Raw genomic sequence first — 22,309 nt, forward strand, 5'->3', positions numbered from 1 at the left:
CGCCCGGCCCGATGCTGTCACACATCCCCTGTCCGGGCAATTTCTTTCGAAATGACGCTGCTGTGCGAAACGGATGTTCCATTTGCCTTGCGGAAATCCCGCTCTGCCCGGCCGCATTTGCAGGCGGGCGGAACACTGTCCCTCCACCCCGGGCGGTCCCTGCGGCAAAAGGAAAGGCCCGCACAAAGGCGGGCCCGAGGGGGGAGGGAAAACGTTTCGGGGTCAGGCCGCCAGGATGCGGTCCAGCAGGTTGTCCAGCGGCGCGGGCAGGCGGGCGTCCACCTCGCCCATGCCGGTTTCCGCGAGGGCGCGGCCCTCGCCGCTGGCCAGAACCTGGCGGGTTTCGGTCAGCGACAGCTGGTGGAAGGCAGAGTCTCCGGCGGCATCACCGGCGGGCAGCAGCATGCCGCTTTCGGCCCAGACCAGCTCTTCTTCCTCGAATTCGAAATGGATGCGGCCCAGGCGCTCGGGCGCGGCGGCTTTGATGCCCTTGTAGCCGGCCAGGGCGATCAGCCTGGCAACCACAACCGGCAGGCCGAACAGGCGTTCGGCGGTGTCCATCTCCAGGGCCACCTTCTGGTCCGAGGGCAGCATCAGGTCGGTATCATTGCCCAGGGCACCGGCAGGCACATGCAGGCACGTGGTCAGGCGCGGCACTGCATGGCGGACCGCTTTCACTTCCTGGGCGCCGCCGTCAAAGGTGAACACCATGTCGCCGGGCTTGATGTCGCGGGCCTGCTTGAAGCCTTCCTCGGTCTCCACCAGGGTTGCGGGCAGGAAACCGCCGCTGCGCAGACGGGCGCGTTTCGGTGCCGGGGCGGCAGTGCGGGGCAGGGGATCGGTCAGCAGCAGCGCATCAACCGGCAGGTAGTCGGCGAAATCTGTGGTGTGATCCAGCTGCATCTTGTCGTCCCTTCTGAGCTTTTCTAGCCCGGCGTTCTGCCGTTGAAGCCATCAAGCCTCCGAATTGGGACCAAATTGGGGCGGGCTTGCGTCCCATTTCGGGATGACACGGTTTTTCGGGGACAAAAGCTGCGGTTTCCGGGGGATTGTTAACCTTTTCACGGGCGGGGATGAGGATTTATTAAGATTTGACCCGCTTTTCACGCGTCGGCCGGCGGTGCCGGGACGTGCGATTCTTTTTGGTTAACAAGGTGTTAACCCATAATTGCGCTGTTAATAATTGCGGTGATGACTCTGTGGATAACTGTGTGAACGCTTTGAAAGCAAAGAAAAACGGGCGCCAGCGCGGCGCCCGTGCATGTTTGCTCCGGTCCTGTTTCCGGCGCGGCTACTGGCCGCAGGAGCCGATCAGCGCCTCATACTGCTGGGTGACCCAGCCCAGAGCCTGCTCCGGGTTGCGCTCCTCGATCTTGCCGATCAGGCGCTCGAACACCTCGGCCGAGCGGCTTTCGTCAACAATCGTAAAGCTCTGCCCGGTCATCACCACGGCATAGAGGAAGAAGGCAATCGCCACCAGAAGGATGCCGCGCAGCACGCCAAAGAAGAAGCCCGCGCCCTGATCCAGCCCGCCAAGCGCCGAGCGCTGCACCAGGGTGGAAAACAGCGGCGTGAAGAAGGAGACCACGATCAGCGCCAGCGCAAACACTGCGGCAAAGGCGGCGATGATCGACAGTTCGCAGCTGTCGGCGATGAATTCGCCGATCACCGGGATCTCCGCCATCAGCGGCTCGACCTGCGGAGCAAAGATGAAGGCGAGCACACCGGCAGCGATCCACCCGGCAATGGCCATGGCTTCGCGCACGAAGCCGCGCGAATACGCCAGCAGCGCCGATACGACGATGACCAGGGCCACAACCCCGTCAATGATAGTGAAACCTTCCATGTCCCTCGCCCGTTTGCCTGCGATTTCAAATTTTTTGCGACCTTAGCCGGCCCCGAAGAATTCGCCAACAAAACCGGCCAGATCGCTGGACTTTCTCAAGGTCAGGCCATTTACGGACACGGTTTTGCTGCCGCCAGGGGCAATCGCCGCCGTGAAACCAAGTTTTTGCGCCTCTTTCAACCTGTTTTCGGTCTGCGGCGCCGGGCGCAGGGCACCGGACAGCGAAATTTCTCCGAAAACCGCGGTATCGGCGGGCAGGGCGACGTCTTCCCGCGCACTGAGCAGCGCCGCCGCCACGGCGAGGTCGGCAGCGGGTTCCGAGATTTTCATGCCGCCCGCCACGTTCAGATAGACGTCGAGCCCCGCAAACGGGATGCCGCAGCGCGCCTCCAGCACCGCCAGGATCATGGCCAGGCGCGATGAGTCCCAGCCGACCACCGCCCGGCGCGGCTGCGAATGCGGCGAGGGTGCGATCAGCGCCTGCATCTCGACCAGCACCGGCCTTGTGCCCTCGATGCCGGCAAACACCACCGAGCCGGGCGAGGGCTCGCCGCGTTCCGACAGGAACAGCGCCGAGGGGTTGACGACTTCGCTGAGGCCGCCGCCGGTCATCTCGAACACGCCGATCTCATCGGCGGGGCCGAACCGGTTCTTGACCGCGCGCAGGATGCGGAACTGGTGGCCGCGCTCGCCTTCGAAATACAGCACTGTGTCGACCATATGCTCGACCACCCGGGGGCCGGCGATCTGGCCGTCCTTGGTGACATGGCCGACCATGATCACCGACACCCCGTTGCGCTTGGCGAATGTGGTCAGCTCATGCGCGGCGGCGCGCACCTGGCTGACCGAGCCGGGGGCGCTGTCGACGTGATCGGCCCACATGGTCTGAATGGAATCGATAATGGCCAGCTGCGGCTTCTCCGCCTCCAGCGTGGTCAGGATGTCGCGCAGGTTGGTTTCCGCCGCCAGCTGCACCGGCGCATCCGCCAGCCCCAGCCGCTGCGCCCGCATCCGCACCTGGGCGGAGGCCTCCTCGCCGCTGACATAGACGGTCTTGAGGCCCGCATGGGCAAACCGCGCCGCCGCCTGCAGCAGCAGGGTGGACTTGCCGATGCCCGGATCGCCGCCGACCAGGATGGCCGAGGCCGGCACCAGCCCGCCGCCGAGCACCCGGTCCAGCTCGCCGACGCCGCAGCAGGTGCGCGGCGGCGGCGTTTCGCGGGCCGACAGATCGCTCAGCTGGATGGTGCGGCCGCGCCGGACGCCCAGCGACTTTTTCGCCGGGCCGGAGGACAGCCCCTGGTCCTCGCTGATGGTGTTCCACTCGCCGCAGCCTTCGCAGCGGCCCGACCATTTGGAAAAGCCCGCGCCGCAGGCCGAGCAGGAGAAGGATGTTTTTGCCATGCTGGATCAGTGGCAGATGTTTCTGTTTTGTTCAAGGGGGCTTTGCCGCAACGCGCTGGTGCCGCGGGTCGCCGCCCAGGATGCGAGGCTCTGCCTCGCGCTCCGGGATATTTCGGGCCAGATGAAGGAGGGATCCCGTTTTCTTCTGGCTGAAAATATCCCGGAGGAGGGCCGGGAGGGCCGGGGGCAGAGCCCGCTGCAGCGCGTCAGCCGCCGCGGCGCGGCGGCTGGATCGGCACCACGCTGCCCGCCTCGGGGTCCGAGCCGTCCGGCGGCGTCTGCAGCTGCGCCGACAGTTCCGGCAGCAGCTCGAACAGTTCGCCGCGCAGCCGGCCCAGATGCGACTTGGCGATGCTTTCCTCGATCTCCACGTCGCGGGTCCATTGGCGCAGCTCATGCATGATGATCTGGGCATCCTCCAGCCGGGCCTTGAAAGTGTCCAGCTCTTCCTGCCGCTGGGTCAGGAAGGTCCGGGCACGGGCCACTTTGGCGTCGGAATAGGTGTCCGCCAGCTCTTGGCTCACCTGGCTCATCTGCGAGGCAACCTCCAGCACATCCGGCTCCAGCCCGGCCAGATCCGGGTGGGTGCGCAGGAAGGCCAGCCGTTCCTTCACCGCATCGAATTCGGAGGCCAGCGTGAACACCCCGGTGCGGTCGGCCGCATGGGCCAGCTGATAGGCCTGCAGCACGTCCTCCATCCGCAGGGAAAACCGCCGGTGCGAATTTTCCAGCGCCAGGATGCGGCCGCTGGCGGGCAGGAAGAAGGCCAGCATCACGGCAACGGCCGTGAGCATGATCTGCGCCGCCATGCCGGCCTGCGGAGAAACCCCGGCGCCGATGCCGGCCTGCAGGCTGAGCCAGGGCCAGATGCCCAGGGCAGACAGCCCTGTGGCGGCAAGGGCTGCCAGCGCTGCCAGGCAGACCATCAAGAAGCTCAGCCGCATCATAGCGGTCTGCGCGGTGAACAGGATTGATTGAAAGCCGGCCATTGGCCCCCCTCCAGCTGCAACATCAACAGAACCGGGGCCGCCAGACAGGTGGGGGGACCTGACCAAGGCACGGCTTACCGGTCCCGGGACCAGAATCCCGGACAGTTCTCTTTCATGAACTGGAGCGGTTTGCGCCGGGATCAAGGGATTACGCGCGGTCTGCCGGTTTCCGCAGGCGGCGTTCCGTCAGCATCCCCAGCCCGATCGAGGCCAGAATGCAGGCGGTGAACATGTAAAGCCCCCAGGCAGGCTCAATCGTCGCGAGGCCAATCCCCTTGGCCAGGGTGATGTAAAGCGCGATGAGGAAGACATCGGCCATCGCCAGCTTGCCCAGCACATGCAGCACCGGCTGCACCTTGGCGTCCAACAGGTCCCATTGCACCAGCGCCAGGCCGATGGTCTTGAGGTAGGGGGCAAAGATCGCAAAGAAGGTCACGATCAGCGCCAGCGCCGCGTCGCTGCCCCATAAGGATTGCAAGCCTGTGATCACCGAGATCTCGCTGAGCCCGAAAATCGGCAGCAACCCCGCCCGCATCAAGGGCGCAAACCAGGCGACGGGGTAGAGGATCAAGAGCGACAAGGTGAGAAGGCGGAGGGTCATCGGTGTCTCCCTGACTGGCGGCGGCCCGGCATGGGGCTGGCCGGGGCCGGGGGCGCTGCCCCCGCCGCGCGCGGGGCGCGCGGCTCCCCCGGGATATTTGCGGCCAGAAGAAGAGGATCAGGCCCGCGCAACTTGAGCAGCTATCTCACCGCCTCGATCGGCCCCTCGGCGCGGCCGTGGATGAACTGTTCCATATAGGGATCGCCCGACTGGTCCATCTCGGCCACCGGGCCGGTCCACTGGATCACCCCGCCGTGCAGCATCGCCACGTTGTCGGCGATGGCGCGCACCGAGGTCATGTCGTGGGTGATGGTCATCGCGGTGGCGCCCATCTCCACCACGATCTCGCGGATCAGGTCGTTGATCACGCCCGACATGATCGGGTCGAGGCCGGTGGTCGGCTCGTCGAAGAAGATGATCTCCGGCTCGGCGGCAATGGCGCGGGCCAGGCCGACGCGCTTCTGCATGCCGCCGGACAGTTCCGCAGGCAGCCGGTCGGCGACATTGGCCTTGAGCCCGACGCGGCGCAGCTTTTCGATGGCGATCTCGCGGGCTTCCTCAGCCGGCCGCTTCAGTGCGCCGCGCAGCAGCCGGAAGGCGACGTTCTGCCAGACCGGCAAGCTGTCGAACAGCGCGCCGCCCTGGAACAGCATCCCGAAGCGGGCCAGGAACTTGTCGCGGTCGCCGGAGCCTGCGGGCTTGCCATCGACGTGGATTTCGCCGGAGTCGGGCTGGATCAGGCCGAGGATGCTTTTCAGCGCCACCGATTTGCCGGTGCCGGAGCCGCCGATGATCACCATCGAGGTGCCCTTGGGGATTTCCAGGGTCATGCCGTTCAGCACCTGGTTGTCGTCAAAGGCCTTATGGACGTTTTCCATTCTAATCATTGATCACCTCAAAGTCCGAGGGGCGGGGGCTGCGATGCCATGGAACTTTTCCTCTTTCCCACCGAATATCCGCGCTGACATCTTCAAGGTTTTGAATGGGATCTTTAAGAACTTCGACCTGATATGTGATTTTGGAGGCATGCCGGTCATCGAGCACTTTCTCTCCGGGCGGGACAAGGCCAAACCATATTTCCGCAGTGCTGCGCTTGTATTCATTTACGTACGTGCAAGTTGTGCCTGTACAGCCGAATCCATCTTTAACTAGGAAGGAAATGGCTTGAGAACTGGTGAAACCACGCAGCTTTTCAAAAGCAACGGACTGGAGATGGGTGTCGTTCACTCCTGCAGGAGCTATTGAGCTCAATGTACTATCTCGCACAATTCTGTACTCCGGCTGGACACAGCCTGCCAGAATGACCGCATAGGCTAATGTCCCGCATGCTCGGATCATAGCGAGAAAAACACCCCCGTCAGAATGAAATTGGCAGCCAGGATCAGCACCGCGGCGGATTCCACCGAGCCTTTGGTGGCGCGGCCCACGCCCTGGGCGCCGCGGCCCGACTGCATGCCGTAGTAGCAGCCCATCAGCGCCGCGATGGTGCCGAAGGCGGCGCCTTTGGTCAGCGACGAGACGATGTCGAGCGTTTCCAGGAAATCGACGGTGTTCTTCAAATAGGCCGCGGCGTTGAAGCCGAGGTTCTGCACCGCCACCGTATAGCCGCCCATGATGCCGATGATGTCGCCGACACCGACCAGCACCGGCACCGTGACCAGCGCCGCCAGCACCCGCGGCGCCACCAGGTATTTCATCGGATGGGTGGACAGCGTCACCAGCGCGTCGATCTGCTCGGTCACCTTCATGGTGGCGATCTCGGCCGCGATGGACGAGGTGACGCGCGCCGCGATCATCAGCCCGACCAGCACCGGGCCCAGCTCGCGCACCATGCCGATGGCAACGATCTGCGGCACCACCGCTTCGGCGTTGAACCGGGCGCCGCCGGCATAGATCTGCAGCGCCAGCGCGCCGCCGGTGAAGATCGCGGTGAGGCCCACCACCGGCAGCGACAGCCAGCCGATGTTCAGCAGCGCGTGCAGGAATTCGCGCGGGTAATAGGGCGGGCGGACCATGTGGCTGAAGGCGCGCAGCGCAAACAGCGCCGCGCGGCCGACCGCGGCCAGCGACGCCAGCGCCGTGCGGCCCAGCCGGGCCAGGAGTGCCACCGGACTCATCCCCGATAGGTCCGTGCGTAGCGGTGCCCGGTGGAGGTCAGGATCTCGTAGCCGATGGTGCCGGCCGCATCGGCCAGCACATCGACGGTCTGACGCTCGTTGAGGATCGCCAGCACGCCGGGCACCTCTGCCAGATCCGTCACATCCACGGTGATCAGATCCATCGAGATCCGGCCCACCACGGGGCAGGGGGTGCCGCCGGCAAAGACCTGAATGCCGCCATTGCCCATCGCCCGGTGCAGCCCGTCGGCATAGCCCGCAGCAACGGTGGCAATGCGGCTGGGGCGCTTGGCGGTCCAGGTGTTGCCGTAGCCGGCGGTCTCGCCCGGCTCCAGGTCGCGCACCTGAATGACCGGCAGGTCCAGCTGCACTACCGGCAGCGCGTCGTTGAACGGCAGGCCGCCATACAGGCCGATGCCGGGGCGGCAGAGGTCGAAATGGTAATCAGGACCCAGCAGCATGCCGCCGGTGGCGGCCAGCGAGCGGGGGATCTCCAGCCCGTCGGTCATCTCGCGGAAGGTGTGCAGCTGGCGGGCGTTCATTGCGTGGCCCGGCTCATCGGCGCAGGCCAGATGCGACATCAGCAGCACCGGGTTCTGGCCCAGGGCGATTTCCGCCACCGCCGCCCATTCGCCATGCTCCATGCCCAGCCGGTTCATGCCGCTGTCCAGCTGCACCCCGAACGGATGCCCCGGCAGGCTTTCGAAATGGCGCAGCATCTGGTCCAGCGAATTCAGCATCGGCGTCAGCTGGAAATCCTTCAAGAGCTTGGTGTCGCCCTCCATATGGCCGGAAAACACCGAAATGCCCGGGCCCGGCCCCAGCGCGCGGCGCAGCGCGCCGCCTTCCTCGGCCGCGGCCACAAAGAAATTGCGCGCGCCGGCCCTGGCCAGCGCCTTGCCCACCCGGCCTGCATCCAGGCCGTACCCGTTCGCCTTGACCACCGCGGCAGTCTCGCAGCCGGTCAGCGCATCCAGATTCCGCCAGTTGGTGACCAGCGCATCCAGGTTGATTGTCAATCTTGCCGTGCTCATGCGGTGTTCATGACATGGGCGGGGCGCAGGTCAAGGGGGAAAAACCGGAATGCCGGCGGAGGTTTGCCTTCCGGCAGTAAATAAGCCCGGTCCGGCGGGGGAGCCGGGCCGGGCTGGTGCTGATGGCCTGACGGTCAATGGATCCGGCAGGCAGCAGCGCTGAAATTCCGCGGCCAGGCCCGGGCGGCCCGGATCAGTGTTCGTCGTAGCCCTGCTGCCAGGCCTTGGCGAGGTTGCCGAAGCGGGTGAACTGCGCCTCGAACGACAGCTCCACCGTGCCGATGGGGCCGTGGCGCTGCTTGCCGACGATCACCTCGGCCTTGGCGTGCAGCCGTTCCATCGCCTGCTTCCACTCTTCCATCTTGTCCAGCTCGTGGTCGCCGGGCTTTTCCCGTTCCTTGTAGTATTCCTCGCGGAACACGAACATCACCACGTCGGCGTCCTGTTCGATCGAGCCCGATTCCCTGAGGTCGCTGAGCTGCGGCCGCTTGTCCTCGCGGTTTTCCACCTGGCGCGACAGCTGCGACAGCGCGATCACCGGGATGTTCAGCTCCTTGGCAATCGCCTTCATCCCCATCGAGATTTCGGCGATCTCGTTCACCCGGTTGTCGGCCATGCCGCGGCACAGCTGCAGGTAGTCGATCACCAGCAGGTCCAGGCCGTGGGTCCGCTTCAGCCGCCGCGCCCGCGCGGCCAGCTGCGAGATCGGAATCGCCGGCGTGTCGTCGATGAACAGCGGGCAGCTTTCCAGATCCTTCGCCGCCTGCACAAAGCGGCGGAATTCTTCCTCGGTCATGTCGCCCTGGCGGATCTTGTGCGAGGAAATCTCGGAAGCTTCCGCCAGAATACGGCCCGCCAGCTGCTCGGCGCTCATCTCGAGGCTGAAGAAGCCGACCACGCCGCCGTCCAGCGCGCCTTCGCTGCCGTCGGGTTTCACCCCGCGCTTGTAGGCCTTGGCGACGTTGAAGGCGATGTTGGTCGCCAGCGAGGTTTTCCCCATAGAGGGGCGGCCCGCAAGGATGAGGAGGTCCGAGGGATGCAGGCCGCCAAGTTGCTTGTCGAGGTCCATCAGGCCCGTCGAGATGCCGGCCATGCCGCCACCCCGCTGATACGCCTCGTTGGTCACATTGACCGCTTCTGTGACGGCCTTCAGGAATGATTTGAATCCGCTTTCCGTCTGGCCCTGCTCTGCCAGCTGGTACAGCGACTGCTCCGCCTCAACGATCTGCTCTTTTGGTTCCGACGCCACGTCGACGCGGCGCGCCTTTTCCGCAATGCTCTGGCCCAGGGCGATCAGTTCGCGCCGGATGGCCAGGTCGTAAATCATCTGCGCGTAATCGCGCACCGCAAAGGCCGAGATCGACGCACCCGCCAGCTTGGCCAGATAGGCCGGCCCGCCCAGTTCCTTCAGCCCCTCATGGTCTTCCAGAAACGCCTTCAGCGTCACCGGCGAGGCCAGCGCGTTCTTGGAGATCCGCGCCGCCGCCACCTCATAGATCCGGGCATGCACCGGATCGTAGAAATGCGACGAATCGATGATCAGCGCGATCTTGTCATAGACCTCGTTGTTGGTCAGGATCGCCCCCAAGAGCTGCTGTTCCGCCTCCACCGAATGCGGCAGCTCGTTGTCCGGCATCGCGGTTTGCGCCGCGGCGGGCTCAGGCATCGGGGCCGGAGGCGGCATATCGCCGTCGAAAGGGGTAATCTCGTTCATCACTGCTCTCGTCGTTAAGCCCGCCTTATAAGGCCGGCAGGCTGTTGCTGGCTATCTGCAAATGTCTGGGGATAGCCTGTGAATATCTCCCGCCGGTCTGTGGGCGGTTTCCCTGCAGGCGGGCTGTTTCCTCCTTCCTAACACCATATGATGTGGCGCGGCCAGAAAACTCTTCAATACCTGCGCATCTCAAAGTTGTGGATGACGATTCGAATCGGGCTTTTCCACAGGCCGGAAGGCCGCCCTGTCCGGGCCGCACCGGCAGAAAGGCGCCGGCCGGAAAATAACCCTGCAGCCGCCGCGGCTTGCGCGGACCCCGCGCGGCTGGCCCCGCCGGGCAGCCGGGCCCATGCGCGGGGGCGGCCCCGGAATTTGACAGGCCGCCCAAAACACGGAAACGTTGCCGGGGGGCGTGCGGGTGCAAGCACGGGGCGGCATGTCCTCACCTCCGGCGACGTCTTCAGGGGGCTGTCATGAAAGAATGCGATTTGATTTTGAAGGGCGGGGTGACGTCCGGCGTCGTCTATCCCAAGGCCATCCGGAAGATCGGCGAACACTACCGTCTCAGGTCCATCGGCGGAACATCGGCCGGAGCCATGGCGGCGGCGCTGGCAGCTGCCGCCGAATACCGGCGGCAGCAGGGCGGCGGCGGCAAAGGCTACCAGGCGCTCGACGCCGTCGACACGCATCTTGCAACGAATATGAGGGCGATGCTGCAGCCGTCTCCTGCTTTGGCCCCGGTTTTCCACATCGGGATCAGATATCTGGAGCAGGGCGGCCTGGGCCGCGGGGTCCGGGCCAGGTTCCGGACCCTCCGGGACTGCCACCGGCTGCTCAAGCCATACCGCAGGCAGGCGGAACCGGCCGCGATGCGCAATGGCGGTCTGGTCTTCGGCGGCGGCGTGCTCGGCGCCCTGGCCTTGGGAAGCGGGGCGCTTGCCGGCGCCGCGGCCGTAGCCGGGGCCGGGGTGTTTGCGGTCCAGACGGCGCTGAACGTTCTGCGCAGCATAGAAGCGGCGTTCAAGGCCCACGATTACGGGGTCCTGCCCGGCACCACCCAAGGCCAGAACAAGGAACAGGCGGTGATCGACTGGCTCGCCGATGAGATCGACAGGATTGCCGGCAATTGGCCCGGCGGCACCGCCCCGGAGACGCCGCTGACGGCCGGCGATCTGCATGGCAAGGGCATCGTTCTGTCCTCCGTCACCACCGATCTGACCTCGCAGCGCCCGTTTCAGATGCCGCTGAAGGTGCCGGAACATTACTATTTCCGGGAGGAGGACCTGAAACGCGTCATCCCGCCGCGCGTGGTGCGCTGGATGGTGGAAAAAAGCGCCGGAACGCCAAAGCGGATCTCCATCGGCGGCAGGATGGAAACCTTTCTGCCGCTGCCTGACTGGAAAGACATCCCGGTGATCCTGGTGACCCGCATGTCGATGAGCTTTCCCGGGCTTATCCAGGCGGTGCCGCTGTGGCGGTATGACAGCGAGGTGCAGGAGTGGGTCCGCTGCCTGTTTTCCGATGGCGGGATCTCCTCGAATCTGCCGGTCCACATGTTTGACGCCTGGCTGCCGCGCCGCCCCACCTTTGCCATTTCGCTCGGCACCTATGACAAGCACCGCCACGGTGCGGATCCTGAAGATCCTGCCGACGTCAGCAACCGCGTGCGGTTTACGGATGCGAAGCGCAATGTGCTGGAATACCCCTCGGTGCGGATCGATGGCGTCTTCAGCTTTCTTCTGTACATGTTCTACAGCGCAAAGGACTGGCAGGACCGTCTGCAGAGCGACCTGACCGGGTTTGCCGAACGCGTCGCCACGATCTACCTGGACCAGCGGCAGGGCGGGCTGAACCTCGATATGCCGGCGGCCGAGATCGAACGCCTGCAGCGTTACGGCGAGAGGGCAGGGGATTTGATTGCCACCACATTCAACTTTGACGAGAACCGCTTCCGCCGGGCCCTGTCGATCCTGCCAATTCTGGGGGAGAATCTGGAGCAGGTGTCGAAATATCTGAACTGGCAGCCGCCCGGCGGCGGCGGGACGACACTGAAGCCTTATTCGGAGGTGCTGGAGAAGCACCAGTCCGAGGCGTTTCCGCAGAGCGCCGATTGGCAAGCCGGCGTGTTGCTCGAATTTGCCAAGGAGCTGGCAAAGCTCGGCAGCACTCCTGTGACCGCAGAGCTGAAGAATGGCAACCTGCCGCACACCGACGCCAAGCTCAGCCTGACCGCCACGCCGGATCTGACCAAGCCGAAGGATGCCGCGGTCTGACAGGCGCCGGAACGGCAAACGGGAGATGCGGCCAGGCACCTCCCGTTCGTGGCGGCCGCAGGGCCGGCGCCGGAGCGGCCGGCCGGGCGCGGGCCCTAGCCCTTCTTATGCGCCTCCTGCCAGGCGCGCGGATCCTTCAGGAAGGTTTCCACCTCATCCAGCGTCTCTGTGCTGAAGGTGCCCTGCGCGCGGGCTTCGGCCAGAACGTCCCACCAGGTGCACAGGTAATGCAGCTCCACCCCGTGATCGCCCAGCGTCTTGGTGGTTTCCGGGAAGATGTCGTAATAAAAGATCACCGCGGTGTGACCGCAGCTGGCGCCGGTCTCGCGGATCGCATCCACGAACGACAGTTTCGAGCCGCCGTCGGTGGTCAGATCCTCGACCAAGAGCACCCGCTCGCCCTCGCTCATCGCGCCTTCGATGCGGGCGTTCCTGCCGTAGCCCTTGGGCTTCTTGCGCACATAGGTCATCGGCAGCGCCAGCCGCTCGGCCACCAGCGCGGCAAAGGGAATGCCCGCGGTTTCGCCGCCGGCGATGTTGTCGAACGCCTCAAAGCCGGCGTTGCGCATCACGGTGACGGCCATGAAATCCATCAGCGTCGAGCGGATGCGCGGGAACGAGATCAGCTTGCGGCAGTCGATATAGCTGGGCGAGGGCAGGCCGGACGCCAGCGTATAGGGCGTCTCGGTATTGAAGTTCACCGCGCCGATTTCCAGCAGCATCCGGGCCGACAGGCGGGCAATTTCTTCGGGGGAAGGATAGGAGGAGGGGATCATGATCGGGTCATCCTTTGCGGCAGCGGTTTTGCTGTCCATAAACCGGATGCGGACCGGTTTGAAGCCCCGGCGGCCGCTTGCGACAAAGCGCGGACCGCAATTCGGCCCGCGCGGTGTTCGTGTTCGTCAGAAGATGAAATCGTTAGCCGACAGATCGGCAATCGAGACATCTTCCAGAGTGATGGTATTGCCGCGGTTATCGCTGATAACCGCGTCGCCGTCCCCGTTTTCCGACAAGTGGTTGTTCTTCAGATCGCGGAAGTGCTTGATGGCGCTGACACCGTCCAGATCGATTTTCTCTTTGCGGCCTTTGGTCTGAAAGTCGTTGATGACGTCATTGCCAAAGCCATCGTTGAAGACGAACCTGTCGGCATCCTGGTCGCCCGAGAGTACGTCATCTCCGCTGCCGCCATCGATTGTGTCACGGCCACGGCCGCCAGAGATCGTGTCTTTGCCGCCAAAGCCCCACAGTTTGTCGTAGCCGCCTTCTCCTTCCAGATCGTTACGCCCCTTGTCGCCGGTGATCTCGTCGCGCAACTCGGAGCCACGGACGTTCTCGATGTTCTTCAGCGTGTCGCGGTCGCCGAAACCGTCGATGGCAAAGCCCTTGTTCAGCTTGACGGTGACCCCGTCGCTGCCGCCATAGCGTTCGTCACGGTCATAGCGCACTTGGTCGCGGCCGTCGCCGCCGTTTATCGTGTCGTCACCCTCCAGGCCGCGGAAGAAGTTGGCCTTGCCGTTGCCGGTGAACTTGTCGTCATGGGCCGAGCCGCGCAGCATTTCGATGCTTTTCAGCGTGTCGGTCTTGCCCCAGCCGTCGGTGGCCTTGCCGGTCTTCAGGTTGGCGATCACACCGCCGGGATCGTTGGCGAAGGTCACTTGGTCATAGCCGCCTGCGCCGCCGTCATAGGTGTCACGCCCGTTGGAGCTGATGAAATAGTCATCCCCTTTGCCGCCCTTGTAATTGTCGCGGCCGGGGGTGCCCCAGAATTCATCTTCTTCCGTCGAGGACGCGCCGGGTATGCTGGACCAAGCGATGGCCTGGCCGGGCGCGAACGCACCGGTAGGTGTGCCGAGGCTGGCAATATCGGCATCAACCGCAGCCCAGTTCGCAGGTGATTTAACCTTTGGCAATGCCTTGCCGTTCAGCACGAAATAGAATTCGGTGTCGGTATCGGGTCCGGTTTCCAGCGAGATGATCAGGATCACGCTGGAGCCGCCGCTCTTCCAGTTGACTTGCGTGATCAGTGTTTCCTCGGCCAGAACGTTTATGCTCGGGTTGTCGAGGTTGATGCCATCCAGTATCGGCTGAATGATGTTTTCGTTCATGTCGATGATGTCGACCCCTTCGTCATCACCGGTTACCGAATAGCTGAATGTTGCGGATGAGGCAGGAACCGTAATTGCCGCCTCGATTGTTTTTACGGTCTCCGGATCCCCGTTGTCGTCGAAATCAACCCGTGCACCGCTGAATGTAAAAGTCGTCATATACTTGTCCCCTACTGGTATAAGGCCAGACGCAACCTCTGGCCGAAATCAATGGCTCAGAGATTGCAAAGAGCCATTGATTCACGGCAAGGGGCGAGGGGGGATTTCTTAATGGTTGGTTAACAAGTGTTGCTATTCGGCAAGCCAGTAGACGTCAAACCCCGGATCAAATACGGTGACAGGCCCGTCGCCGCTCTCGATCTTCTTCGGGAACTGCACCGGCGCATCGCCCTTGGCCAGGGTCAGCCGTTCGCTGCTCACCGGCAGGCCATAGAACGCCGGGCCGTGTTCCGAGGCAAAGCCCGCCAGCTTGTCCAGCGCGCCTTCTTCCTCGAACACATGCGCCAGCAGGGACATGGTGTTGGTGGCGGTGAAACAGCCCGCGCAGCCGCAGGCGCTTTCCTTGTTGGGGTCGGTGTGCGGCGCGGAATCGGTACCCAGGAAGAACCGCGCATCGCCCGAGGTGGCCGCCGCGCGCAGGGCCAGCCGGTGCTCCTCGCGCTTGGCCACCGGCAGGCAGTAGTAATGCGGCTTGATGCCGCCCACCAGGATGTGGTTGCGGTTGATGATCAGGTGATGGGTGGTGATCGTCGCGCCCAGATCCCTGTCCTGCGAGCGCACGTAATCGGCGGCGTTCCTGGTGGTGATATGCTCCATCACCACCCGCAGTCCGGGGGTTGCGCGGCGGATCGGGTCCAGCACCCGGTCGATGAACACCGCCTCGCGGTCGAAGATGTCGATGTCATGATCGGTGACCTCGCCGTGGGTGCACAGCGGCAGGCCGATCTCGGCCATCTTCTCCAGCACCGCACGGACATTGTTGAAGTCGCTGACGCCCGAGGCCGAGTTGGTGGTGGCCCCGGCGGGGTAGAGCTTCACCGCCTTGACCAGGCCGCTGGCATGGGCAGCGGCCACATCTGCCGGGTCGGTGTCCTCGGTCAGGTACAGCGTCATCAAGGGCTCGAACGCCATGCCCTCGGGCAGGGCGGCCAGGATCCGGTCGCGGTAGGCGGCGGCCTGGGCGCCGGTCACCACCGGCGGCACCAGGTTCGGCATGATGATGGCGCGGCCGAAATGGCGGGCGGTTTCGGGCAGCACGGCTTCCAGCATGGCGCCATCGCGCAGATGCAGATGCCAGTCGTCGGGGCGGGGGATGGTCAGCGTCTCGGTCATGCGCCCGCGTTAGCACAGCAGCGGGCGGAAAAGAAGCGGCTGTATGCGCGGCGGCCCCCGCGCAAAGCCGGGGGCTGCTCAGCGCTTGGGCGGAAAGGTGAACTCGCCGTCTTCGGCGCGCTTTTCCATCTCCTGCAGGCGGCGGCGGAACCGCGGCGCCCGCATCCGTTCGGTCACGTTGCGGCACAGCAGCGCCATCAGGTAGGCCCGGTCGTCCCGCTCCAGCCGCCCCAGCAGGTTGCGCAGGAAATAGGAGTTGTTGCGGCGGCTGCGGAACAGCTTGTGGAAGGCGCCGGCGCTCAGCTTGCGGCTGCCGGCCAGCGACAGGATATGATACAGCATCTCCATTTCGATCAGCCGGGTCTGCACCGCGTCGCCCATATGCGGCGCGCGCAGCCGGGTGACGTTCTTGCGGGCAAACAGCGCCGCATGCATGGCATCCAGCCGCTCCTGCGGGTCATAGATCACATAGGCCTGCTCGGCGGCATCCAGCATGTCCGGCGCATAGCCGTAGCGGTCGGTGAACGACAGCCGCCGCATCTCGGCAAAGCGGTCGTCCCATTCGGTCATCCGCGGGTCCAGGGTGGCCTGCGGCTGCACCGCCACCACCACGGCGCCGGGGGCCGCCACCGAATAGGCCGCCGCCGCATAGCCGCAGGGGCCCGCGCCGTAAAAGATCACATTGTCGAACTCGTCGAAAAAGCCGTCGTCGATCAGCTGGTCGAAAAAGCCGTAGATGCGGCCGTCGCGGAACCAGGTGTCGCCGTCCGACACCACGCACATATGCGACCAGCCCAGGTTCTTCACCAGGTCGAACCCCAAGGGCTGCGCCTGGTCGGACAGGTTGTGGATGCCCTGGATGGTCTCGAAGGTCACCAGCAGCGTGTTGCCCTGGTCGATGAAGGTCGCGAAATGGCGGTCGCCGAGCGGCTGGTACATGCCCTGCGCCTCGGCCAGGGCCGCCATCCGGGCCTTCCATTGGTCGGGCTTCAGCCCGGAAAGGTCTTCATCCAGATTTTCAAGTCCGTCCTGCATGCCTGCTGTCCTCTATGCCCCCCAAAGTAAGGTCCGGGCCCGCTGTTTGCGTTTACAGTTAGGTGAGAAATAAGGCCAAATTTGGAAGAACTCATGCCCCAATGCGGCCCTGCGGCGTCCATTCGGCGGCGTTTCGCCGGGGGGCGGGCAGGGCTCAGCGGCCATCCTGCGGCGGCGGCTGCTCCGCCGGGTCCCGGGCTGCGAATCCGCGCAGCAGCTCCGCCGCCGCCGGGCTCACCGTCCGCGACGGCGGCGTCATCAGCAGCCGCGCGAACAGGGCCCGGCACGGCTCCTGCTGCATCAGCGCGGCAAACCGGTCATGGCGCCAGGCCGCCGCGGCGCCATGCAGCCGGGCCAGCCTGGGGTCCGCCGCCAGTTCCGCCTGCAGTGCCGACCGCGCCGCGCCGTAACGGGCGATCGAGATATCCGAGGCGCCGCAGTAATTCCGCTCCACCCAGTAATCCATGCCCATCGCCGCCTGCCGGTTGGCGCGGCCGCGGTCGGCCTTCAGCACATAGCTCTCCATCGCCCCCAGCGGGTAATGGTTCAGCTGCGCCAGCCGGTGGTTGGGGCGGCCGTAATCGGAAAACAGCCGCTGCGTCCGGAACGCCCCGCCCAGCTCGCGCCCCTCGCAGTCGAACCAGCGGAAGCGCTCCAGCTGCGCCGCGCCGCGCGCATCCCGCGGCCGGTGGACGCCGCATTTGCGGTAGGTGCCGTCATTGCGGTACAGCGTCTTGAACATCACCGCCCGCCACGGCCAGTGGATCACCTCCGGCGCGCAACGGGTGAACTGCGCGGTGACCGGCGCATCCTCATAGCGCACGATGCCGGCATTGCCGAACAGCCGCCAGGTCAGCGTCACCGCATCCGCCTGCGGCAGCGCTGCCAGCAGGTCCGCCACGGTGCCATCGCCGGTCTTGATGCAGACAAACTCGTCGATATCCAGCACCAGCACCCAGTCGGCCGCCTTCATCAGCGGATGCCGGTCGGCCTGTTTCAGCGCGGTGAACTGGATGCCGCCCTTGTCGTAAGGCCCCTCGTTGCGCAGGTGCGTCAGCTGCCCCATCTCCTGCAGCCGGTCCAGCATCCTGGCCGTTCCGTCCTGGCAGTCGTTTGAAAAGACAAGGAAATCCGTGAACCCCACAGCCCGGTGATGGGCCAGCCATTCCAGCAGAAAGGCGCCTTCGTTGCGCACGCAGAGGACCGCCAGAACGCGCATCAGCCCTGGCGCCCGCCGGCCCGTCGGCGCAGGCCATCCTGATTGTGCGGCGCGTTTTGCATGATCCGGTTCTCTGCCTTCGCGGCCCCCGTCCGCGGCGCCGCCTCCCTGGCCGGGAGTTTTACCTGACGGGCCGGGTTATACAACTCCCCCCTTGCCGGCCGCTGCAAACGCAGCGTTGCGGCAGCTGCGGGTTGACCGCACGCCGCCGGCATGCCCTGTTGATCCCGGCAACAGGGAGGCCCGCCATGGCGCAGGCGCTATCAATCGAACAGGTGCAGCAGATGCTCTCGGCGCAGGGCTATGTCTGCGGTCGGGCACTGGCCACGGTGGTGTTCCTGTCGCTGAAGCTGGGCCGCCCGCTGTTTCTCGAGGGCGAGGCCGGCACCGGCAAGACCGAAATCGCCAAGGCGCTGGCGGCGGGGCTGAACCGCCGCCTGATCCGGCTGCAGTGCTACGAGGGGCTGGACGCCGCCAGCGCCGTCTATGAATGGAACTTTGCCGCCCAGATGGTCGCCATCCGCACCGCCGAAGCGGCGGGCGGCGCCGGCCGCGCGGAGCTGCAGGCCGAGCTGTTCTCGGACGAATACCTTGTCGAGCGCCCGCTGCTGCAGGCGATGCGCCCGGACCACCGCGGCGCCCCGGTGCTGCTGATCGACGAGCTGGACCGCACCGACGAGCCGTTCGAGGCCTTCCTGCTGGAGGCGCTCTCCGATTTCCAGGTGACGATCCCGGAACTCGGCACCATCCGCGCCCCCGAGCCGCCCATCGTGGTGCTCACCTCCAACCGCACCCGCGAGGTGCATGACGCGCTCAAGCGCCGCTGCCTCTACCACTGGGTCGACTACCCGGACTTCGAGCGGGAAATCGAGATCCTCCAGGCTCGCGCGCCGGAGGCCGGCGCCCGGCTCAGCCGCGAGATCGTCGCCTTTGTGCAAACCCTGCGCACCGAGGATCTGTTCAAGAAGCCGGGGGTGGCCGAGACCATCGACTGGGCCAACTGCCTGCTGGCCCTCGACGTCATCGCGCTCAGCCCCGAGGTGATCTCCGACACCCTGGGCGCGGTGCTGAAATACCAGGACGACATCGCCCGCCTGCACGGCTCCGAGGCCAAGCGCCTGCTGGATCAGGCCCGTGCGAATCTCGATGCGGCGTGATGCTTCTTCTTTGCGGAAATACTCCGGGGGTTTGGGGGCAGCGCCCCCATGAACGGTAGTGCCTGATTATCCGCCGCTTTCCCTGCCGGACAATCCCAAGCTGGTCCGCAACATCACCCACTTCGCCCGCGCCCTGCGCAAGGCGGGCCTGCCGGCCGGGCCGGGGCGGGTGCTGGGCGCGGTGGAGGCGGCGGCGGCGGCGGGCTTCACCAGCCGCGCCGATTTCTACTGGGCCCTGCACGCCTGTTTTGTCAGCAAGCCCGAGCACCGGCAGGTGTTCGCGCAGGTGTTCCGCCTGTTCTGGCGCGATCCGCGCTACTTGGAGCACATGATGGCGGCGATGCTGCCCGCGGTACGCGGCGTGCAGCAGGAACGCGCCGCCCAACCGGCCGAACGGCGCGCCGCCGAGGCGCTGCTGGACGGCGCGCAGCAGCAGGACGCCGCCGGGGACAGCGGCGAAGAGGGCAGCGGGATCGAAATCGAGTCCGCCCGCACCATGTCGGAGCAGGAGCGGCTGCGGACGCTCGATTTCGAACAGATGAGCACCGCCGAGACCGCCGCTGCCAAGCGCATCCTGGCGCAGCTGGAACTGCCGGTCGCTCCGATCCTGTCGCGCCGCCTGGCCGCCGCGCCGCGCGGCCGCCGGGCGGACTGGCGCCGCACCCTGCGCAACGCCGCGCGTCAGGGCGGCGACCTGCAGCAAATGGCCCTCGCCAAACGCCGCCTCCGCTGGCCCAGCCTGGTGGTGCTCTGCGACATCTCCGGCTCGATGAGCCAGTACAGCCGCGTCATCCTGCATTTCCTGCACGCCGCCGCCAATGCCAGGGGCGCGGGCTGGGCCAGGGTGCACGGCTTCACCTTCGGCACCCGCCTCACCAACATCACCCGCCACCTGGCGCAGCGCGACGCGGATGCGGCGCTGGCGGCGGCCGGCGCCGAGGCGCAGGACTGGGAGGGCGGCACCCGCATCGGCGACTGCCTGCATGCCTTCAACCGCGACTGGTCGCGCCGGGTGACGGGGCAGGGCGCGGTGGTGCTCTTGATCACCGACGGGCTCGACCGCGGCGACCCGCAGGCGCTGGCGCGCGAGATGCAGCGGCTGCAGCTGTCGGCGCGCCGCCTGATCTGGGTGAACCCCTTGCTGCGCTGGGACGGCTTTGCCCCCCGGGCCACCGGCATCCGCGCCATGCTGCCCTATGCCGACAGCTTCCGGGCCGGCCATTCCATCGCCTCGCTGGAAGAGCTGGCGCGGGTGATCTCCAGCCCCTCCGACGCGGGCGAGAAGGCGCGGCTGATGGCACTGCTCTAGCGGGGTTCCAGCGGCCGCGGCTTGCAATCCCGGGCCTAAGTGCCGATTTTGACTGCAAACACCCTCCGGACAAAAGAAACATGGGCTGGGAGGCCCGCCGATGCAAACCAAGACCCCGTTCGAACACGCCCCCGAAACCGCGCTTGCCTGGCACCGCGCCGGCACCGGTGCGGCGCTTGCGACCGTGGTGCAGACCTGGGGCTCCGCCCCGCGCCGCAGCGGATCGCAGCTGGCGGTGTCCGGCGAGGGGCAGATCGAAGGCTCGGTCTCCGGCGGCTGCGTCGAGGGCGCGGTGGTGGCCGAAGCGCTGGAGGCGCTGCAGGACGGCCGGCACCGGCTGCTGGAATTCGGCGTCAGCGACGCGGACGCCTTTGCCGTCGGCCTCGCCTGCGGCGGCACCATCAAGGTGCTGGTGGAGCCGGTCGGCAGCGCGCTGCCCGCGGACCTGCTGGCGGAACTGGTGCAGGCCCGCGCAGACCGCGCGCCCGTGGCTTATGAGATGAACCTCGCCACCGGCGCGCGGCACCTGCTGCGCAATGCATACCCCGACCGCATGCGCATGGACCGCTCCGGGCTGGAGGCGGACGGCGAGACATTTGTGGCCGTCCACAACCCGCCGCTGCGGCTGGTCTGCGTCGGCGCGGTGCACATCACCCAGGCGCTGGTGCCGATGGCCCGGGTTGCCGGCTACGACGTGGCAATCATCGACCCGCGGGCGGCCTTTGCCGCGCCGGAGCGTTTCCCCGGCGAGGTCCTGCTGGATGACTGGCCGGACGAGGCGGTGGAGAAGCTCGGGCTGGACAGCCGCACCGCACTGGTGCTGCTGACGCATGATCCGAAACTGGACGACCCGGCGCTGCAGGCCGCGTTGCAGGCCGACGTCTTCTACATCGGCGCGCTGGGCTCGAAAAAGACCCATGCCGCCCGTGTGGCGCGGCTGCAGCAGGCCGGCTTCAGCGAAGCCCGGATCGCCCGCATCCATGGCCCCATCGGCCTTGACATCGGCGCGACGGGACCGGCGGAAATCGCGGTCTCGATCCTGGCCGAGATGACCGCCGTGCTGCGCGGCAAACAGCCATGAGGTTCGGCCCCGTCCCCCTGAAGGACGCCGAAGGCGCCATCCTCGCCCATTCCCTGCAGGGCGCCAGCCGCAAGATTGCCAAGGGCACGGTGCTGAATGCCAAGGATATCGAAGACCTCGCCGCCGCTGGCCATGAAACCCTGACCGTGGCCCGGCTCGACCCCGCCGACATGCACGAGGACGCCGCCGCCGAAGCCCTTGCACACGCACTGGTGCCGGACCCGGCCGCGCAGGGCATCCGCATTTCCGGCGCAGGCACCGGGCGGGTGAACCTCTATGCAGACCGCGCCGGGCTGGTGCGGCTGGACCGGGACAAGCTGGAGGCCGTCAACGCGGTGGATCCGATGATCACCGTCGCCACCGTGCCGGACTTCCACCGGGCCGATGCAAGGGGCATGCTGGCGACAATCAAGATCATCTCCTATGGCGTGCCCGCCGACGCCATCCGCCGCGCCAGCGACGGGGCCGCTGATGCGATGCGGGTGCTGCCGCCGGTGTTCTCCTCTGCCACGCTGATCGAAACGGCGGTCACGGAAGACACCCCGCCGGACAAGGGCCGCGCCGCGATGGCGGGCCGCTTGCACCGGATGGGCCTCAGCCTGTCGGAGCGCACGGTGGTGCCGCACCGGGAGGCAGAGCTGGCGGAGGCCATTGCTAACGCGCCGGGGCAGCTGCTGCTGGTGCTGACCGGCTCCGCCACCTCTGACAGCCATGACGTGGCGCCGCAGGCGCTGCGCAGTGCAGGCGGCACGGTGACGCGTTTCGGGATGCCGGTCGATCCCGGCAACCTGCTGTTTCTGGGCACGTTCCACGGCAAGCCGGTGATCGGCCTGCCGGGCTGCGCCCGCTCTCCGGCGCTGAACGGCGCCGACTGGGTGCTGGAGCGGGTGATCTGCGGCATTCCCGTCTCGGCCCGGGACATCGCCGCGATGGGCGTTGGCGGCCTCCTGAAGGAGATTCCCACCCGCCCGATGCCGCGCCGCGATGCGGAAGGCTGATGCCGCGGCGCAGCGCGGGATTTGTGACGCAAGGTCACAACCATAGGTAAGCCATGCTGACGCGAATTTTACCCCCGGCACCGCCCGGAAAACAC

Annotated in this window: 20 protein-coding genes; 5 read left to right on the top strand and 15 right to left on the bottom strand. The window is 66.1% G+C overall.

The window, feature by feature from the left end; genetic code table 11:
- Nucleotides 1-222: 222 nt before the first annotated feature.
- The 10 genes from OKQ63_RS06435 to OKQ63_RS06480 all read right to left on the bottom strand — a co-directional run bounded on the left by OKQ63_RS06435 (nt 223) and on the right by OKQ63_RS06480 (nt 9,705).
- Nucleotides 223-903 (bottom strand): Hint domain-containing protein, encoded by a 681-nt coding sequence (locus OKQ63_RS06435; RefSeq protein WP_264213128.1) that lies wholly within the window; start codon nt 901-903, stop codon nt 223-225.
- Between the two features lie 388 nt (nt 904-1,291).
- The gene (locus OKQ63_RS06440) at nt 1,292-1,846 is read right to left on the bottom strand and encodes a CvpA family protein (RefSeq protein ID WP_264213129.1); all 555 of its coding nucleotides are present in this window, start codon (nt 1,844-1,846) and stop codon (nt 1,292-1,294) included.
- 42 nt (nt 1,847-1,888) lie between these two features.
- Complete coding sequence (radA, locus tag OKQ63_RS06445) at nt 1,889-3,250, bottom strand: DNA repair protein RadA (protein ID WP_264213130.1); 1,362 nt, start codon at nt 3,248-3,250, stop codon at nt 1,889-1,891.
- Between the two features lie 206 nt (nt 3,251-3,456).
- Entirely contained in the window at nt 3,457-4,239 is a 783-nt protein-coding gene (locus OKQ63_RS06450; protein ID WP_264213131.1) for a DNA repair protein, read from the bottom strand.
- Nucleotides 4,240-4,387: 148 nt separating this feature from the next.
- Nucleotides 4,388-4,840, bottom strand: a complete 453-nt coding sequence (locus OKQ63_RS06455) for a paraquat-inducible protein A (RefSeq protein ID WP_264213132.1) — start codon at nt 4,838-4,840, stop codon at nt 4,388-4,390.
- Between the two features lie 140 nt (nt 4,841-4,980).
- Nucleotides 4,981-5,727 (bottom strand): ABC transporter ATP-binding protein, encoded by a 747-nt coding sequence (locus OKQ63_RS06460; RefSeq protein ID WP_264213133.1) that lies wholly within the window; start codon nt 5,725-5,727, stop codon nt 4,981-4,983.
- Nucleotides 5,720-6,067, bottom strand: a complete 348-nt coding sequence (locus tag OKQ63_RS06465) for a hypothetical protein (protein ID WP_264213134.1) — start codon at nt 6,065-6,067, stop codon at nt 5,720-5,722. The genes OKQ63_RS06460 and OKQ63_RS06465 overlap by 8 nt, the downstream gene beginning before the upstream one ends.
- A gap of 107 nt (nt 6,068-6,174) precedes the next feature.
- Complete coding sequence (locus tag OKQ63_RS06470; protein ID WP_264213135.1) at nt 6,175-6,957, bottom strand: MlaE family ABC transporter permease; 783 nt, start codon at nt 6,955-6,957, stop codon at nt 6,175-6,177.
- Nucleotides 6,954-7,991: an alanine racemase gene (gene alr / locus OKQ63_RS06475; protein WP_264213136.1), complete on the bottom strand. Its 1,038-nt coding sequence runs from the start codon at nt 7,989-7,991 to the stop codon at nt 6,954-6,956. Before alr ends, OKQ63_RS06470 begins: the two co-directional genes overlap by 4 nt.
- Nucleotides 7,992-8,184: 193 nt before the next feature.
- Complete coding sequence (locus OKQ63_RS06480) at nt 8,185-9,705, bottom strand: replicative DNA helicase (protein WP_264213137.1); 1,521 nt, start codon at nt 9,703-9,705, stop codon at nt 8,185-8,187.
- 473 nt (nt 9,706-10,178) lie between these two features.
- Here OKQ63_RS06480 and OKQ63_RS06485 point away from each other — a divergent pair, with 473 nt between their 5' ends.
- Complete coding sequence (locus OKQ63_RS06485; protein WP_264213138.1) at nt 10,179-11,978, top strand: patatin-like phospholipase domain-containing protein; 1,800 nt, start codon at nt 10,179-10,181, stop codon at nt 11,976-11,978.
- Nucleotides 11,979-12,073: 95 nt separating this feature from the next.
- Here OKQ63_RS06485 and OKQ63_RS06490 read toward each other — a convergent pair whose 3' ends face one another.
- The 5 genes from OKQ63_RS06490 to OKQ63_RS06510 form a co-directional block, all read right to left on the bottom strand.
- Entirely contained in the window at nt 12,074-12,754 is a 681-nt protein-coding gene (locus OKQ63_RS06490) for an orotate phosphoribosyltransferase (protein WP_264213889.1), read from the bottom strand.
- Nucleotides 12,755-12,880: 126 nt separating this feature from the next.
- A complete protein-coding gene (locus OKQ63_RS06495) occupies nt 12,881-14,242 on the bottom strand; it encodes a calcium-binding protein (RefSeq protein WP_264213139.1) in 1,362 nt (453 codons plus the stop codon).
- 132 nt (nt 14,243-14,374) lie between these two features.
- Nucleotides 14,375-15,415: a dihydroorotase gene (gene pyrC, locus OKQ63_RS06500; RefSeq protein WP_264213140.1), complete on the bottom strand. Its 1,041-nt coding sequence runs from the start codon at nt 15,413-15,415 to the stop codon at nt 14,375-14,377.
- Between the two features lie 78 nt (nt 15,416-15,493).
- Nucleotides 15,494-16,450 (bottom strand): phosphoadenosine phosphosulfate reductase, encoded by a 957-nt coding sequence (locus OKQ63_RS06505; RefSeq protein WP_264213141.1) that lies wholly within the window; start codon nt 16,448-16,450, stop codon nt 15,494-15,496.
- Nucleotides 16,451-16,604: 154 nt separating this feature from the next.
- Nucleotides 16,605-17,669, bottom strand: a complete 1,065-nt coding sequence (locus tag OKQ63_RS06510; protein ID WP_264213142.1) for a glycosyltransferase family 2 protein — start codon at nt 17,667-17,669, stop codon at nt 16,605-16,607.
- A 248-nt stretch (nt 17,670-17,917) separates the two neighbouring features.
- Between OKQ63_RS06510 and OKQ63_RS06515 the strand changes: the two genes are divergently transcribed.
- From OKQ63_RS06515 to OKQ63_RS06530, 4 genes are all read left to right on the top strand, one after another.
- The gene (locus OKQ63_RS06515) at nt 17,918-18,826 is read left to right on the top strand and encodes an AAA family ATPase (protein WP_264213143.1); all 909 of its coding nucleotides are present in this window, start codon (nt 17,918-17,920) and stop codon (nt 18,824-18,826) included.
- Between the two features lie 58 nt (nt 18,827-18,884).
- A complete protein-coding gene (locus OKQ63_RS06520; RefSeq protein WP_264213144.1) occupies nt 18,885-20,135 on the top strand; it encodes a vWA domain-containing protein in 1,251 nt (416 codons plus the stop codon).
- A gap of 100 nt (nt 20,136-20,235) precedes the next feature.
- Nucleotides 20,236-21,216: an XdhC family protein gene (locus OKQ63_RS06525; protein WP_264213145.1), complete on the top strand. Its 981-nt coding sequence runs from the start codon at nt 20,236-20,238 to the stop codon at nt 21,214-21,216.
- Entirely contained in the window at nt 21,213-22,214 is a 1,002-nt protein-coding gene (locus OKQ63_RS06530) for a molybdopterin-binding protein (RefSeq protein WP_264213146.1), read from the top strand. Before OKQ63_RS06525 ends, OKQ63_RS06530 begins: the two co-directional genes overlap by 4 nt.
- Nucleotides 22,215-22,309 lie beyond the last annotated feature (95 nt).

This window comes from Leisingera thetidis (assembly GCF_025857195.1).
Classification (GTDB): Bacteria; Pseudomonadota; Alphaproteobacteria; order Rhodobacterales; family Rhodobacteraceae; genus Leisingera; species Leisingera thetidis.